This window comes from Citrobacter sp. Cpo030 (assembly GCF_030333005.1).
Lineage (GTDB): Bacteria > Pseudomonadota > Gammaproteobacteria > Enterobacterales > Enterobacteriaceae > Citrobacter > Citrobacter portucalensis.
In genome coordinates this window covers 137,606-153,671 of the sequence record NZ_JAOWGT010000047.1, presented here as the reverse complement: position 1 = coordinate 153,671, position 16,066 = coordinate 137,606, and the positions used below count along the sequence as shown (strand labels likewise).

Genomic DNA, 16,066 nt, shown 5'->3' with positions numbered 1-16,066 from the left:
TATTGATGGGAAATAAAATGAAAAATTCAAAAGCGATATTAAAAACGCCGGGCACGATGAAAATTATTGCCGCCGATATCCCGGTACCCAAAGAGCATGAAGTACTGATCAAAATTGAATACGTAGGTATTTGCGGTTCAGATGTTCACGGTTTCGAATCAGGTCCCTTTATTCCGCCAAAAGACCCGAACCAGGAAATTGGCCTCGGACATGAATGTGCCGGTACGGTGGTGGCGGTAGGAAATCGCGTCAGTAAATTTAAACCGGGCGACCGGGTGAACATTGAACCCGGCGTGCCGTGCGGTCACTGCCGCTACTGTCTGGAGGGCAAATACAACATCTGTCCTGATGTCGACTTTATGGCCACGCAGCCTAATTATCGCGGCGCGCTAACCCACTATCTGTGCCATCCGGAGAGCTTCACTTACAAGCTGCCCGATAACATGGACACCATGGAAGGCGCGCTGGTAGAGCCTGCGGCGGTAGGGATGCATGCCGCAATGCTGGCGGACGTTAAACCGGGCAAGAAAATCGTCATTTTGGGGGCGGGCTGTATTGGTTTAATGACCCTGCAAGCCTGTAAATGTTTGGGTGCTACCGACATCGCCGTTGTTGATGTCCTGGAAAAGCGTCTGGCCATGGCCGAGCAGCTTGGCGCGACGACTGTGATCAACGGGGCGAAAGAGGACACCGTTGCCCGCTGTCAGCAGTTCTCCGGCGATATGGGGGCTGACATTGTTTTTGAAACTGCCGGCTCGGCAATCACCGTTAAGCAGGCTCCGTACCTGGTGATGCGCGGTGGGAAAATCATGATCGTTGGGACGGTTCCTGGTGATTCGGCAATTAATTTCCTCAAAATTAACCGTGAAGTCTCCATTCAGACTGTTTTCCGCTACGCCAACCGCTATCCGGTCACTATTGAAGCCATTTCCTCCGGGCGTTTCGATGTTAAGTCGATGGTGACGCATATTTATGATTATGAAGATGTTCAGCGCGCGTTTGATGAGTCAGTTAACAACAAATGTGAAATTATCAAAGGCGTTATTAAAGTTAACCATTAATTTATTGAAAAGGGAGAAACAACTATGCTGGCAGATATTAAATATTGGGAAAATGATGCCCAGAATAAACATTATGCGATTGCCCACTTTAACGTGTGGAATGCGGAAATGTTAATGGGGGTGATGGATGCGGCGGAAGAGTCTAAATCGCCGGTGATTATCTCATTCGGCACCGGTTTTGTGGGTAATACCTCGTTTGAAGATTTTTCACATATGATGGTTTCGATGGCGAAAAAAGCCTCGGTGCCGGTTATTACCCATTGGGATCACGGGCGCAGCATGGAAATTATTCATAACGCCTGGACTCACGGCATGAATTCACTGATGCGCGATGCCTCCGCTTTTGATTTCGAAGAGAATATTCGCCTGACTAAAGAGGCGGTGGACTTCTTCCATCCGTTGGGTATTCCGGTTGAGGCGGAGCTGGGCCACGTGGGGAATGAAACGGTTTATGAAGAAGCGCTGGCGGGCTATCACTATACCGACCCGAGTCAGGCGGCGGAATTTGTCGAGCGTACCGGCTGCGATTCTCTGGCGGTGGCGATTGGTAACCAGCACGGCGTTTATACCTCTGAGCCGAAACTGAATTTCGATGTGGTCAAACGCGTGCGCGAGGCGGTATCCGTTCCGCTGGTGCTGCACGGCGCGTCCGGCATTAGCGATGCGGATATCAAAAAAGCCATTTCATTAGGTATTTCGAAAATCAATATTCATACCGAACTGTGCCAGGCGGCAATGGCGGCGGTGCAGGAGAACCAGAATCAGCCGTTCCTGCACGTTGAGCGTGAAGTTCGCAAAGCGGTAAAAGAGCGCGCGCTGGAGAAAATCAAACTGTTTGGCTCTGACGGTAAAGCGGAATGACAATATGGATAATATCGAGGTTATTTGTATAGGGGCGGCAATTGTTGATATTCCCTTGCAACCAGTGAGTAAAAATATCTTTGATGTTGACTCTTATCCATTAGAACGAATAGCAATGACCACGGGAGGTGACGCTATTAATGAGGCGACGATTATTTCTCGCCTTGGCCATCGCACGGCGTTAATGAGTCGGATAGGTAATGATGCAGCCGGTTATTTTATTGTCGACCACTGCCATCGGGAGAATATTGATATTAAAAGCCTGAAGCAGGATGCTGATATTGATACTTCCATTAACGTAGGTTTAGTCACCGCTGATGGCGAACGCACCTTTGTGACTAACCGTAACGGCAGCTTATGGAAACTGAATATAAACGATGTTGATTTCGACCGTTTTTCTCAGGCAAAGCTGCTGTCGCTAGCGAGTATTTTTAATAGCCCGTTGTTGGATGGTGATGCACTGACGGCAATTTTCACACAGGCGAAAGCGCATAAGCTCATTATCTGCGCGGATATGATTAAACCGCGACTGAATGAAACGCTGGACGACATCCGTGAAGCGCTGAGCTACGTGGATTATCTGTTTCCCAATTTTGAAGAGGCAAAACTGCTCACCGGGAAAGATACGCTGGATGAGATTGCCGACAGTTTCCTGAACTGTGGTGTGAAAACCGTCGTGATTAAGACCGGCAAAAGAGGCTGCTTTATCAAACGTGTCGATATGAAAATGGTAGTCCCGGCCGTGTCGGGGATTACCGCCATCGACACCATCGGCGCGGGGGATAACTTTGCTTCAGGATTTATCTCCGCGCTGCTTGAAGGTAAGCCGCTTCGCGACTGCGCGCTGTTTGCTAATGCAACGGCGGCAATATCGGTACTGAGCGTGGGCGCGACGACGGGTGTGAAGAACAGAAAGCTGGTTGAACAACTTCTTGACGAATACGAAGGGTAATAGCGGCAGATGAAAATGATTCCTTTAGGCAGTACGGATATTACGCTTTCCCGCATGGGATTAGGTACATGGGCCATTGGCGGCGGTCCGGCATGGAATGGCGATCTCGATTTGCAGATTTGTATTGATACCATTGTTGAGGCGCATCGCTGCGGTATTAATCTGATTGATACCGCGCCAGGCTACAACTTTGGCAACAGTGAAGTGATTGTCGGTCAGGCGCTGAAAAAGCTGCAGCGCAGCGAGGTAGTTGTTGAAACCAAATGCGGCATCGTCTGGGAGCGAACAGGCAGCCTGTTTAACAAAGTGGGCGATCGCCAGCTGTATAAAAACCTCACGCCTGAGTCTATTCGTGAGGAGGTTGATGCCAGCCTGCAAAGATTGGGTATCGACAGTATTGATATCTATATGACCCACTGGCAGTCGGTCGAACCCTGTTTTACGCCGATTGCGGAAACCGTAGACACGCTGAATGCACTGAAAAAAGAGGGGAAAATCCGTTCGATTGGTGCGGCGAACGTCGATGCCGGGCATATCAAAGAGTATCTCAAACACGGTGAGCTGGATATCATCCAGGCCAAGTACAGCATTCTTGACCGGGCGCTGGAAGCTGATCTGCTGCCGCTATGCCAGCAGAATGGCATCATCGTGCAGGTATATTCACCGCTTGAGCAGGGGTTGTTGACCGGTACTATCGCCCGAGATTATGTTCCTGGCGGCGCACGGGCTAACAAGGTTTGGTTTCAGCGGGAAAATATGCTGCGGGTGATTGATATGCTAGAGCAGTGGCAGCCACTGTGTGAAAAATACCGCTGCACAATCCCCGCATTAGCTCTGGCGTGGATTTTAAAGCAAAGCGATTTGATCACCTTACTGAGTGGTGCAACCGCACCTGAACAGGTTCGCGAGAACGTCGAGGCGTTAACCATTCCCCTGACAGATGATGATTCATTATTGATGAGGCGAATGGCGGAAGCGTTGGATATAAATTAAGTCGGATAGAATTGACCTCTGTTTCTGCGTAAAAAAGTATTGAAATCTGTGATTCAGACATGTTCTTTTGAAAATAAACATAGCCTGTGAGATACTAGGGTCTTATTATTACTTTGCAGGAAACAGAGGTGTCATCGTGGCGGCAAAAGACAGGATTCAAGCCATTAAGCAAATGGTGGCTAACGATAAGAAAGTGGCGGTATCTAATTTAAGTTCAATCTTTCAGGTGACTGAGGAAACGATTCGCCGCGATCTTGAAAAACTGGAAGATGAAGGTTTTTTGACCCGAACATATGGCGGTGCAGTGCTCAATACCACCGCGTTGTCCGACAATATTCATTTTTATAAGCGTGCAAAATCTTTCTTCGAAGAAAAGCAGATCATTGCCCGTAATGCATTACCGTTTATTAAAAATAAGACCACAATGGCTGCCGACTCCAGCAGTACCGCGATGGAATTATTAAAGCTGTTGAAGGAAAGAAACGATCTGACGTTGCTTACCAATTCGGCTGAAGCATTTCATGAGTTGGCGCAGTCAGAAATTAACGTGGTTTCTACCGGCGGTGAGCTGAATAAGAATACGCTGTCGCTGCAGGGAAGAATCACCAAGGAGATTATCAGCCGTTATCATGTTGATATCATGGTGATGAGCTGCAAAGGTTTGGATATGCAGAGTGGGGCGCTTGATTCTAATGAAGCGGAAGCGGAAATCAAAAAAACCATGATCCGTCAGGCGACTGAGGTGGCCCTGTTAGTTGATCACTCAAAGTTTGACCGTAAAGCTTTCGTTCAGCTCGTGGACTTTAGCCATATTAATTACCTAATAACCAATAAGGCACCGGGTGCAGAGTGGATTGCATTTTGCAAAGAGAATAATATTCAACTCGTTTATTAGCTATAACGAGGGTTGTGTCGATATTATTTTAAGTTTGCACCTGGTAAATGCCATAAGAATCTAATGATGATGGATGGCGCGGCAAAATTTTTCTGCCGCGATCGCCATACTTTCTATTTAGCTGAATTTGAGGCATCCAGATGGAACAATGTGACCCTATCGGCGCAAGATTAGATCGCTTACCTTTATCTCGATTTCATTTTCGTATTTTTGGAATTATTAGTTTTAGTTTGTTAATCACTGGTTTTCTCAGCTATTCCGGGAATGTGGTATTAGCAAAACTAGTCAGCACAGGCTGGTCAAACAATTATCTAAATGCCGCGTTTACCTCAGCGCTGATGTTTGGTTACTTTATCGGTTCGCTAGCCGGTGGGTTTATTGGTGATTATCTCGGTCGACGCAAAGCGTTCCGCGTCAATTTGTTAATCGTCGGGGCCTCAGCCTGCGCTGCAACGTTTGTGCCCAACATGTACTGGCTTATTTTCTTCCGCTGTCTGATGGGGATTGGAATGGGGGCGCTAATTATGGTGGGCTATGCCTCATTTACAGAATTCATTCCACCCGCGGTTCGTGGGAAATGGTCTGCCCGTCTGTCATTTGTCGGCAACTGGGCACCAATGCTATCTGCGGCAATTGGCGTCGTGATTATTGCACTTTTAAGCTGGCGGGTGATGTTTCTGCTCGGCGGCATGGCAATGCTGTTGGCCTGGTATCTGTCGGGAAAATACTATATTGAATCCCCGCGTTGGCTGGCTGGCAAAGGGCAGAGAAGCGAAGCTGAAAAACATCTTATGCAGGTGGAATCGCAAATTGAGAAAGAAAAAAACATCACTTTACCATCCTGCCGGAGCGAATGCTCGTCGGCGGATTTAAGTACGATAAGTGGTTCATTTTGGCTCTTATTTAAGGGGCCAATGTTACGCTGTACATTGGTGGCGATCACGGTGCTTATCGCAATGAATATTTCGCTCTATACCATTACTGTATGGATCCCGACGATATTTGTTAATTCGGGAATCGATGTAACGAAATCCATATTTATGACCGCGATAATTATGATTGGCGCGCCGGTTGGGATATTTATTGCCGCGTTAATTATCGATCGCTTTCCTCGGCGATTGTTTGGCTCATTCTTGTTGATTATTATCGCCTTGCTTGGGTATTTCTATTCGCTTCAAACTGAAGAGTGGGCAATTCTGAGCTACGGGCTGGTGATGATTTTTTTTCTGTATATGTATGTCTGCTTTGCCTCTGCAGTTTATGTCCCGGAACTATGGCCCACGCATCTTAGATTGAGAGGATCGGGTTTTGTGAATGCTGTGGGGAGGATTGTCGCTGTGTTTACGCCTTATGGTGTCGCTATTTTGTTGACCCGCTATGGCTCGGTTACGGTCTTTATCGTGCTAGGAGTAATGTTGGTACTATGTGCGCTGATTCTTTTTTGTTTCGGCATCGAAACGCGCAAAGTATCGCTGGAAGAGATTTCAGCGCTGGCCTGAGATAACGCGCCGACAGGAGAGACCCTGTCGGCATCGCTTACGGCTGGGTTTCCAGCCAGTCGTCCAACGTATACAGCGTTGCGCCCGCAGTTGCCATTTCCATAAAGGCATTTGCACTGTCCTGGGGTTGAATATTAACGCCACGGCAGCCGTCGGTTATAACGCTGACGGTGTAGCCAAGATCGAGCGCATCCAGAACGGTGAATTTAACGCAATAGTCGGTAGCCAGACCCATGATGATGAGCTCGGCAATGCGGTGTTCGAGTAGCCATGCATTCAGCGCGGTAGCCTGACGACGACCATTATCAAAAAACGCGCTGTAGCTGTCGACCAGCGGGTTCTCACCTTTAGTGAACGTTTGAGTTATCGCACGCTGGTTCAGCAGCGGATGCAGGGCAGCACCTTCGCTGTTTTGTACGCAATGATCGGGCCAGAACGTCTGCGCCAGGCCATCGAGTTGTCCCTGGCTGTAGGACTCGACCTGATGCTGGCTGGCAAAACTACCATGATTCGCCGGGTGCCAGTCCAGACTGGCAACGACCGTGTCGCCGCGTATGGCACACCAGTCAATCAGGCGGTTGGCGATATCGATTGTGCTGTCACCTTGTGGGACCGCGAGGGCACCACCGGCACAAAAGTCATTTTGTAAATCGACCAACAGTAAGGCTCGGGCCATGGGCATAGACTCCTTTAATCGTCAGGTGTGAGCTCACCACGCAGATTTTGCGTCATTGCTTCACGAATTGTCTGCGTATCCAGTCCCTGACTCAGCAAATAGTGCAGTTTGGTGAGAGTGGCTTCGACGGTCATATCCGCGCCGCCAATCACGCCAGCATGTGCCAGCGCATTCCCTGTCGCGTAGCCCCCCATGTTCACCTTGCCGGACATACACTGCGTAAGGTTCACCACCACAATGCCACGCGAGCTCGCATCTTCAAGTTCTTTCAGGAACTCTTTATTCTGCGGCGCATTGCCCACGCCGTAGGAGCGCAAAATTAATGCTTTTACCGGCTGGCGCAGGAAGTTGCGTACTACATCAGCGGAGATCCCAGGATAAATAGTGACCACGCCAATCGGTTGCGGAGTGATAGGATGCACAATCAACTCACCTGTGCCGTGAGGTGCGGGCGGAGTTCCCAGCCGGCGAATGTGGATCCCGGCTTCCAGCAGTGGTGCAAGGTTGGGTGAGGCAAACGCGTCAAAACCATCAGCATGCGCTTTAGTGGTCCGGTTGCCGCGAAACAATCGATTGTTGAAAAACAGGGTAACTTCATTGATCGGATAATTTGCTGCAACGTACAACGCATTCAGCAAATTGATTTGTCCGTCAGAACGTAGCTCTGCTAATGGGATTTGTGACCCTGTCACAATGACTGGCTTGCCCAGATTCTCCAGCATAAATGAGAGTGCCGAAGCCGTAAACGCCATGGTGTCAGTGCCGTGCAGAATGACAAAACCATCGTAATCGTCGTAGTGCGCTTTAATGTCTTCCGCAATATGCTGCCAGTCTTCTGGCGTCATGTCGGAGGAATCCATCAGCGGAACGTATTCATGGATGGTGAAGTCTGGCATCTCTGGGCGGTGGAATTCAGGCATCAGTGCCAGCTGACGCTGGAGATGACCGGAAACAGGAATATAACCCTGTTCTGAGCGCTGCATACCAATGGTACCGCCGGTATAGGCAACGTAAATCGATTTCTTTTGCATGACTTTTCTTCTGTCTCAAAGAAAACCCCTCTTCATCCCGAAGAGGGGTCAATAGTTAGCGAACGTTGGCGCAGGTCAGGCAAAACGCATAGCGGTTTTGCGGATCGTTAAACGCGGCCAGCTTTTCGCTTTCTGCTTTAACCGTACTCGCCGCAGAAGCGAGCGGCGCCGGGAGCATCGCCTGGATCGCTTCAGGCAGCATGGCACGAACGGAACCGGACATGCTGTCCATCACCATATCAACGAATGTCGGTTCGTCCTGATAATATTCAATGTGCCATTGCTTCAGTTTGGCCAGCTCAGCCGCTTTCGCCACGGCGTCATCAAAATCACCCAGACTGTCTACCAGACCGTTGGCTTTCGCATCCTGGCCGGTCCAGACGTGGCCCTGCGCGATTTTGTCAATCTGCTCAGGCGTTGTCTTACGCGCATCTGCGACCAGCGTGATAAAGCGCTTATAGCCGTTCTCGATGCTCAGTTGCATCATTTGCTGCACTTCAGGTGGTAACGCCTTGGTAATGGAGATATCCGCCAGTGGGGATGTCGCCACGCCGTCGGTGTGTACACCAATGGAATCCAGACTGTTTTCCACAGTGTTGATCACGCCAAAGATCCCAATTGAACCGGTCAGCGTGCTGGGGTTCGCCACAATGTAGCTTGCTGGGGTGGAGATCCAGTACCCACCGGATGCCGCCATGCCGCCCATGGACACGACAACCGGCTTGCCTGCCGCTTTTGCCGCAGCCAGCTCAGCGCGAATGACTTCGGAAGCGCTGACGCTGCCGCCAGGGCTGTTCACGCGCAGGACAATTGCTTTCACTTTCGGATCAAGACGCGCTTCGCGGATCTGCGCGGCAGTCGTGTCTCCGCCCACGTTCCCAGGGGTTTCTTCACCGTCCATAATTGCGCCATTCGCGAAGACGACGCCAATGCTGTCCCCAGTATCCGCTGGCGTTTTTAGCGAGTAATCGTAATAGCTGACGGCGCGATAATTTTTATCCGCTTTGCTCCAGCCAAACTGTTTGGTCAGCATTTTTTCGACTTCAGCGCTGGAAGCGAGTGCATCCACCAGTTTGTTGTCGAGCGCATATTTCGCGGTATCGCCATCGACTTTTGTCAAACCGTCCAGCATGGCCTGTGCGCCCGGGAACACCTGCTGAGCAGGGATCTGGCGGTTGGCAGCGACCGTGTCGAGATAGTTCTGCCACAGCTCGCCGATCCAGCGGCTGTCGGCCTCGCGCGCGGCAGGAGACATATCATCACGAATGAACGGTTCTACGGCAGACTTATAAGTCCCGACACGGAATACGTGTGTGGAAACTTTCAGCTTGTCGAGCAGGGACTTGTAGTACAAACCGTTGGTGGCAAAGCCGTGCAGATCAACGGAACCCTGCGGAGAGAGATAAATTTTATTGGCGAAACTGGCGAGGTAGTACTGCCCCTGGCTGAAGTTATCGCCCACGGCAAAGACCGGTTTGCCGCTGTCGCGGAATTCCCGCAGCGCTTTACCGATATACTGCATGGAAGGCTGGTCGGCCCCGGCAAAATTTTTCAGATCCATCACAATGCCGGTGATGTTGCGATCATCTTTTGCCTGGCGAATAGTATTCACGATATCGAACAGGGAGTTTTCCTGCAGACGATCGGAACTGGCGCCAAACAGCTGACGACCAATAACGCTTAAACGACTGGTGCTCGAAGGCTTATCGACAATCACCCCCGAGATATCCAGCAGCAGTGCGCCTCGCTCAGCGTGTTCACTGGTATTGCTGCTGCTGACCTGCATCCAGATGCCCACACCCACCAGCACCAACAAGATGAAGAACAGGTTAAGCACAAATTCACGGACGAAATTCAGTAATCGCCATGTCCATTTAAAAAATCCGGCAATAAATCGCCACAGGGTTCGCATGTATTCTCCCTACCGATTAACAACACGCCACCCCGAAATTCCGGAGAAAGGCGATAAGATGAGGCTATCGTAATGACCCGACAGGCACTTGTCAGCAGGAATCACCGCCTGTGCTGTAACAAAATCTGCTCACGTGTTAATTTTGTGAACAAATCTCATTGTTGGAGTTAAGCAAATGGATGCACTCGAATTACTGATTACCCGTCGTAGCGCCTCTCGTCTCGTCGAGCCGGCCCCGACAGGAGAGCAACTGCAAAACATTCTGCGGGCGGGTATGCGCGCGCCAGACCACAAAACGCTGCAACCGTGGCAATTCTTTGTCATTGAGGGCGAAGGGCGTGAGCGTTTTAGCGCGGTGCTTGAAAAAGGCGCGATTGCCGCAGGCAGTGACGAGAAAGCCCAGGACAAAGCCCGCAGCGCACCGTTTCGCGCGCCGCTAATTATTACCGTGGTGGCGAAATGTGAAGAAAACGACAAGGTTCCTCTGTGGGAACAAGAAATGTCTGCCGGTTGTGCGGTGATGGCTATGCAGATGGCCGCAATTGCCCAGGGCTTTGGCGGTATCTGGCGCAGTGGTGCATTAACCGAAAGTGCGGTCGTTCGCGAAGCATTCGACTGTCGCCCGCAAGATAAAATCGTCGGTTTCCTCTATCTGGGCACACCGCAGCTAAAAGCATCCACGACGATTAACCTTGCCGATCCGGGCGCATTCGTCCGTTATTTCTGATCTCAACGGCAAAACTGTCTGGATTCTGAGCAAAGACACCCGAATTCAGACAGTCACTCTTACCACATCATGGAATGAGCGCTACCATATCCGGATTGCAATGACAGGAGATGTCCATGAGCGAGCAAGCTATTCGTTTAACGCAATACAGCCACGGAGCCGGTTGCGGTTGTAAAATTTCCCCAAAAGTGCTGGAAACCATCCTGCACAGCGAGCAGGCGAAGTTTGTTGATCCGAACTTACTGGTGGGTAATGAAACCCGCGACGACGCGGCCGTATACGATTTGGGAAACGGCACCAGCGTTATCAGCACCACCGATTTCTTTATGCCGATTGTCGATAATCCGTTTGATTTTGGCCGCATCGCTGCGACTAACGCCATCAGCGATATTTTCGCTATGGGCGGCAAACCGATTATGGCAATTGCTATTCTGGGCTGGCCGCTGGATAAGCTGGCACCGGAAATCGCCCGCGAAGTAACCGAAGGCGGACGCTTTGCCTGCCGTCAGGCGGGTATTGCGCTGGCGGGCGGTCACTCTATCGATGCCCCAGAGCCAATCTTCGGCCTTGCGGTAACCGGCGTTGTGCCGACCGAACGCGTGAAGAAAAACAGCACCGCTGAAGCAGGGTGTAAGTTGTTCCTGACCAAGCCTCTGGGTATTGGCGTTCTGACAACTGCTGAGAAAAAATCACTGCTGAAAGAAGAACACAAAGGACTGGCGACAGAAGTGATGTGCCGGATGAACATTGCCGGTGCGGCATTCGCCGATATCGACGGCGTGAAAGCCATGACCGACGTTACCGGTTTTGGTCTGCTGGGACATCTGAGTGAGATGTGTCAGGGTGCAGGCGTTCAGGCGCAGATCGTCTACCAGGATATTCCTAAACTGCCTGGCGTTGAAGAATACATCGCGCAGGGCGCGGTGCCGGGTGGTACCCAACGTAACTTTGCCAGCTACGGACACCTGATGGGTGAAATGCCGCAATCGGTACGCGATCTGCTGTGCGATCCGCAAACTTCCGGTGGCCTGTTGCTGGCGGTAACGCCGGAAGCTGAAGCCGAAGTGAAAGCGGCAGCGGCACAGTTCGGTATCGATCTCACCGCCATTGGTGAGTTGGTGGAAGCTCGTGGCGGTCGCGCCATGGTTGAGATTCGTTAACTCGATGCGGTTGTTTATTGCCGAAAAACCAAGTCTGGCGCGTGCTATCGCCGATGTGCTGCCGAAGCCGCATCGCAAAGGCGATGGTTTTATCGAATGCGGAAATGGACAAGTGGTGACCTGGTGTATTGGTCACCTGCTTGAACAGGCGCAGCCGGATGCCTACGACAGTCGTTATGCTCGCTGGAGTCTGGTCGATCTGCCGATTGTCCCGGAAAAGTGGCAACTGCAACCGCGCCCCTCGGTGACCAAACAGCTCAACGTCATTAAGCGCTTTTTGCATGAAGCCAGCGAAGTTATTCACGCCGGTGACCCCGATCGTGAAGGGCAACTGCTGGTGGATGAAGTGCTGGATTACCTGCAACTGGCACCTGAAAAGCGCCAGAAGGTGCAGCGTTGCCTGATTAACGACCTCAACCCGCAGGCCGTTGAGCGGGCTATTGAGCGGCTGCGCGCCAACAGTGAGTTTATCCCGCTGTGCGTGTCGGCACTGGCGCGAGCGCGTGCGGACTGGTTGTACGGTATCAATATGACGCGCGCTTACACCATTCTTGGACGTAACGCGGGCTATCAGGGCGTACTTTCGGTCGGGCGCGTACAAACGCCGGTGCTCGGGCTGGTTGTGCGTCGCGATGAAGAGATAGAGAACTTCGTCGCCAAAGACTTCTTCGAAGTGAAAGCGCATATCGTAACGCCTTCCGATGAGCGGTTTACCGCTATCTGGCAGCCGAGCGAAGCGTGTGAGCCGTATCAGGATGAAGAAGGGCGCTTGCTGAATCGCACGCTGGCTGAACACGTGGTGAACCGCATTAACGGTCAACCGGCGATAGTCACCAGCTATAACGATAAACGGGAATCAGAATCCGCGCCGTTGCCGTTCTCGCTGTCTGCGTTGCAGATTGAAGCGGCGAAGCGCTTCGGTTTAAGTGCGCAAAACGTTCTGGATATCTGCCAGAAACTGTATGAAACCCATAAGTTGATTACCTATCCGCGTTCGGATAGCCGTTATCTGCCGGAAGAACACTTTGCCGGGCGTCACGCGGTACTGAACGCGATTAGCGTCCATGCGCCGGATCTGCTCCCGCAGCCGGCGGTCAATCCCGATACGCGAAATCGCTGTTGGGACGACAAAAAAGTGGATGCGCACCACGCCATCATTCCTACCGCGCGCAGTTCGTCCATCAACCTGAATGACAACGAAGCGAAAATTTACAACCTGATTGCCCGTCAGTATCTGATGCAATTTTGCGCAGATGCGGTATTCAGGAAGTGCGTTATTGAGCTGGATATCGCCAAAGGTAAGTTTGTCGCTAAAGCGCGTTTTCTGGCGGAAGCCGGATGGCGCACGCTGCTCGGCAACAAAGAGCGCGACGAAGATAATGACGGGACGCCGCTGCCGATGGTGGCAAAAGATGACGAACTGCTGTGCGAAAAAGGCGAAGTAGTTGAACGTCAGACCCAGCCCCCGCGGCACTTTACTGATGCAACTCTGCTGTCAGCGATGACCGGGATTGCGCGATTCGTGCAGGATAAAGATCTGAAAAAGATCCTGCGCGCAACGGATGGTTTAGGTACGGAAGCGACGCGTGCCGGAATTATCGAGCTGCTGTTTAAGCGTGGATTCCTGGTGAAAAAAGGACGTTATATCCATTCGACTGACGCGGGAAAAGCGCTGTTCCACTCGTTGCCAGAAATGGCGACGCGCCCGGACATGACAGCGCACTGGGAATCTATCCTGACCCAAATCAGCGAAAAGCAGTGTCGCTATCAGGATTTCATGCAGCCGCTGGTGGGGACGCTGTATCAGCTTATCGATCAGGCGCGCAGCACACCGGTACGACGCTTTCGTGGAATTGCTGCACCTGGCGGTAGTGGTAGCGATAAGAAAAAAAGCGCGCCGCGTAAACGTCCGGCGAAAAAAAGCCCGCCATCGGAAGAGGCAGGCGTGTAATTTGTAGGCCGGATAAGGCACGTGGCCGCATCCGGCAATGCCTGATGGCGCGACGCTTATCAGGCCTACGGAAACAACAGTTCTGAATTAAATCACGCCCTGACCCAGCATCGCGTCGGCAACCTTCACGAAGCCCGCGATGTTGGCGCCACGTACGTAGTTGGTCTGCTTGCTTTCGCCGCCGTATTCAACGCAGGCATGGTGAATATCCAGCATGATGTGGTGCAGGCGCGCATCCACTTTCTCCGCTTTCCAGCCCAGACGAGCGGCGTTTTGCGCCATTTCCAGACCGGATGTCGCTACGCCACCGGCGTTTGCGGCTTTACCCGGTGCGAACAGTACGCCCGCTTCGAGGAACAGATCTGTGGCCTCGATAGTGGTCGGCATGTTTGCCCCTTCGGCGACAGCTTTCACGCCGTTGGCGATCAGTACGCGCGCTGCATCGACATCCAGTTCGTTCTGAGTGGCGCACGGCAGGGCGATGTCGACCGGAACCGACCACGGTTGTTTGCCTTCCAGATAGGTCAGACCAAACTCACGGGCGTAATCCGCCACGCGACCGTCACGGCTGTCTTTGATCGCACACAGACGCGCCAGTTTTTCTTTAGTAAATCCGCTTTCGTCAACCACGGTACCGCTGGAATCAGAGGCGGTAACTACCCGCGCGCCAAACTCCATGGCTTTCTCAATGGCGAATTGCGCCACGTTGCCGGAGCCAGAAACCGCCACGCGCATGCCTTCAAAGCCCAGACCATGGCGTTTGAGCATTGCTTCGGTGAAGTACACCAGACCGTAGCCGGTGGCTTCCGGGCGGATCAGGCTGCCGCCAAAAGAGAGACCTTTACCGGTAAAGACGCAGGCGCTGTTGTTGGACAGTTTTTTCATCATCCCGGCCATAAAGCCGACTTCACGACCACCCACGCCGATATCGCCCGCCGGGACGTCGGTATCAGGACCTAAATGGCGGAACAGTTCGGTCATCAGTGCCTGGCAGAAACGCATGATTTCGCCTTCGCTTTTACCTTTCGGATCGAAATCGCTCCCGCCTTTACCACCGCCCATTGGCAGCGTGGTGAGGGCGTTCTTAAAGGTCTGCTCGAAACCCAGGAATTTCAGGATAGACAGGTTCACGGAAGGGTGGAAACGCATACCGCCTTTGTACGGGCCAATGGCAGAGCTAAACTGTACGCGCCACGCGCGGTTGACCTGCACCTGATTGCGATCGTCCAGCCAAACTACGCGGAACTGGATCACGCGCTCCGGTTCAACCAGACGTTCCAGCAACGACATCTGACGATAACGCGGGTTCTGCTCAAGAAAGGGCCACAGCGTCGTCATTACCTCACGAACGGCTTGCGCGAACTCGGTCTGATTCGGGTCGCGCTTTTGCACATGGTTGAGAAATGACTCCAGAGAACATGTCTGATCCATAGATATAAGAACCTCTTATGTATTGATATGGTTATATTTTTGATATTTATGTTATGTGTTGTGCAGTTTTTGACTATACCATCAGCAGTGTGACGTGACGCAAGAAAAAATTAACCCCGCTAAGTAAATTAATATTGCGCCGTGGGTCATAACCAAAAACGATGATGGAAGGGACTAAAGTTTCTGCCGATTTATACCGTTATACTGAGCATAAATGTCAGTTAAAAAGGAAACACAATGCGCCGTTTAATCATGGCAGGAGCGTTGGTTCTGGTGTCCAGCGCGACGATGGCAAATCAGCTTTATCGCCCGGATGTGCAGGTGAATGTACCGCCGGAAGTGTTCAGTTCCAGCGGTCAACGGGCACAGCCCTGTAGCCAGTGCTGTATTTATCAGGATCAAAACTACTCTGAAGGGGCGGTGATTAAAGCCGATGGCGTTCTGTTGCAGTGCCAGCGCGATGATAAAACGATCAGCACGAATCCGCTGGTCTGGCGGCGCGTAAAAGGATAAACGCCTCTAACAACGGGATATCGGCGGGCGCCAGTGGATAACGCAGCGCCTCTTCAGGTGAGCACCAGACGATATCCTGATGTTCAAATGCTCTCAATTCCCCCTGAAAAGACGGCACATGCCAGGCGTGTAGGTGAATCAATCGGCCTGAAACCTCGCGTTGATGACTGGCAATGTAGCGCCCCACGACCGCCTCAATGCCCAACTCTTCACGCAATTCACGGATCAGCGCCTCGGGCTGACTTTCGCCCGGCTCAACCTTACCCCCGGCAAACTCCCACATGCCTGACTGATCCGCATGAAGCGGACGCTGAGCCAGTAAAATTTTGCCATCACGTTCAATGATAGCGGCGACCACGTCGAGGGTTTTCATCATATTCATCAAGATCTAACAGCAGAAAATG

At 51.7% G+C, this 16,066-nt stretch carries 15 protein-coding genes; 10 read left to right on the top strand and 5 right to left on the bottom strand.

All coding sequences use genetic code 11. The features are described 5' to 3' along the window. Window positions 1–17 precede the first annotated feature (17 nt). From OGY37_RS05800 to OGY37_RS05775, 6 genes are all read left to right on the top strand, one after another. Window positions 18–1,061 carry an NAD(P)-dependent alcohol dehydrogenase gene (locus OGY37_RS05800; protein WP_149608243.1) on the top strand — a complete coding sequence of 348 codons (1,044 nt, stop codon included), beginning with the start codon at window positions 18–20 and terminating at the stop codon, window positions 1,059–1,061. A gap of 24 nt (window positions 1,062–1,085) precedes the next feature. Beyond that, window positions 1,086–1,922, top strand: coding sequence for a ketose-bisphosphate aldolase (locus OGY37_RS05795; protein ID WP_003832486.1), 837 nt, complete (start codon window positions 1,086–1,088; stop codon window positions 1,920–1,922). A 4-nt stretch (window positions 1,923–1,926) separates the two neighbouring features. Continuing rightward, window positions 1,927–2,874, top strand: coding sequence for a carbohydrate kinase family protein (locus tag OGY37_RS05790; RefSeq protein ID WP_126318370.1), 948 nt, complete (start codon window positions 1,927–1,929; stop codon window positions 2,872–2,874). Between the two features lie 9 nt (window positions 2,875–2,883). Continuing rightward, window positions 2,884–3,867, top strand: a complete 984-nt coding sequence (ydjG, locus tag OGY37_RS05785) for an NADH-dependent methylglyoxal reductase (protein WP_003832488.1) — start codon at window positions 2,884–2,886, stop codon at window positions 3,865–3,867. Between the two features lie 136 nt (window positions 3,868–4,003). Next, on the top strand, window positions 4,004–4,762 hold the full coding sequence (locus OGY37_RS05780; RefSeq protein WP_032943120.1) for a DeoR/GlpR family DNA-binding transcription regulator: 759 nt from the start codon (window positions 4,004–4,006) through the stop codon (window positions 4,760–4,762). Window positions 4,763–4,902: 140 nt separating this feature from the next. After that, on the top strand, window positions 4,903–6,261 hold the full coding sequence (locus OGY37_RS05775) for an MFS transporter (RefSeq protein WP_191219443.1): 1,359 nt from the start codon (window positions 4,903–4,905) through the stop codon (window positions 6,259–6,261). A gap of 37 nt (window positions 6,262–6,298) precedes the next feature. Here the strand turns inward: OGY37_RS05775 and pncA are convergent, their stop codons facing one another. Genes pncA through sppA form a run of 3 tightly spaced genes read right to left on the bottom strand, consistent with a single transcriptional unit; the run spans window position 6,299 to window position 9,880 of the window. Next, window positions 6,299–6,937 (bottom strand): bifunctional nicotinamidase/pyrazinamidase, encoded by a 639-nt coding sequence (gene pncA / locus OGY37_RS05770; RefSeq protein ID WP_148362081.1) that lies wholly within the window; start codon window positions 6,935–6,937, stop codon window positions 6,299–6,301. Between the two features lie 14 nt (window positions 6,938–6,951). Continuing rightward, complete coding sequence (ansA, locus tag OGY37_RS05765) at window positions 6,952–7,968, bottom strand: asparaginase (protein WP_003832492.1); 1,017 nt, start codon at window positions 7,966–7,968, stop codon at window positions 6,952–6,954. A gap of 55 nt (window positions 7,969–8,023) precedes the next feature. After that, window positions 8,024–9,880, bottom strand: a complete 1,857-nt coding sequence (sppA, locus tag OGY37_RS05760; protein ID WP_286620322.1) for a signal peptide peptidase SppA — start codon at window positions 9,878–9,880, stop codon at window positions 8,024–8,026. 175 nt (window positions 9,881–10,055) lie between these two features. On the opposite strand from sppA, the gene OGY37_RS05755 reads away from it, so the two are divergent. From OGY37_RS05755 to OGY37_RS05745, 3 genes are all read left to right on the top strand, one after another. Further along, window positions 10,056–10,607: an NAD(P)H nitroreductase gene (locus tag OGY37_RS05755; RefSeq protein WP_148362079.1), complete on the top strand. Its 552-nt coding sequence runs from the start codon at window positions 10,056–10,058 to the stop codon at window positions 10,605–10,607. 116 nt (window positions 10,608–10,723) lie between these two features. Then, window positions 10,724–11,767: a selenide, water dikinase SelD gene (selD, locus tag OGY37_RS05750; RefSeq protein WP_003832497.1), complete on the top strand. Its 1,044-nt coding sequence runs from the start codon at window positions 10,724–10,726 to the stop codon at window positions 11,765–11,767. Between the two features lie 4 nt (window positions 11,768–11,771). After that, the gene (locus OGY37_RS05745) at window positions 11,772–13,718 is read left to right on the top strand and encodes a DNA topoisomerase III (RefSeq protein WP_286549825.1); all 1,947 of its coding nucleotides are present in this window, start codon (window positions 11,772–11,774) and stop codon (window positions 13,716–13,718) included. An 87-nt stretch (window positions 13,719–13,805) separates the two neighbouring features. Here the strand turns inward: OGY37_RS05745 and gdhA are convergent, their stop codons facing one another. Further along, entirely contained in the window at window positions 13,806–15,149 is a 1,344-nt protein-coding gene (gene gdhA, locus OGY37_RS05740) for an NADP-specific glutamate dehydrogenase (RefSeq protein ID WP_003832501.1), read from the bottom strand. 252 nt (window positions 15,150–15,401) lie between these two features. On the opposite strand from gdhA, the gene OGY37_RS05735 reads away from it, so the two are divergent. After that, complete coding sequence (locus tag OGY37_RS05735) at window positions 15,402–15,662, top strand: YnjH family protein (RefSeq protein WP_197971219.1); 261 nt, start codon at window positions 15,402–15,404, stop codon at window positions 15,660–15,662. On the opposite strand, the gene OGY37_RS05730 is transcribed toward OGY37_RS05735, so the two are convergent. Continuing rightward, window positions 15,622–16,035 carry a pyrimidine (deoxy)nucleoside triphosphate diphosphatase gene (locus tag OGY37_RS05730; protein ID WP_126956334.1) on the bottom strand — a complete coding sequence of 138 codons (414 nt, stop codon included), beginning with the start codon at window positions 16,033–16,035 and terminating at the stop codon, window positions 15,622–15,624. The two genes, OGY37_RS05735 and OGY37_RS05730, sit on opposite strands and share 41 nt — an antisense overlap. Window positions 16,036–16,066 lie beyond the last annotated feature (31 nt).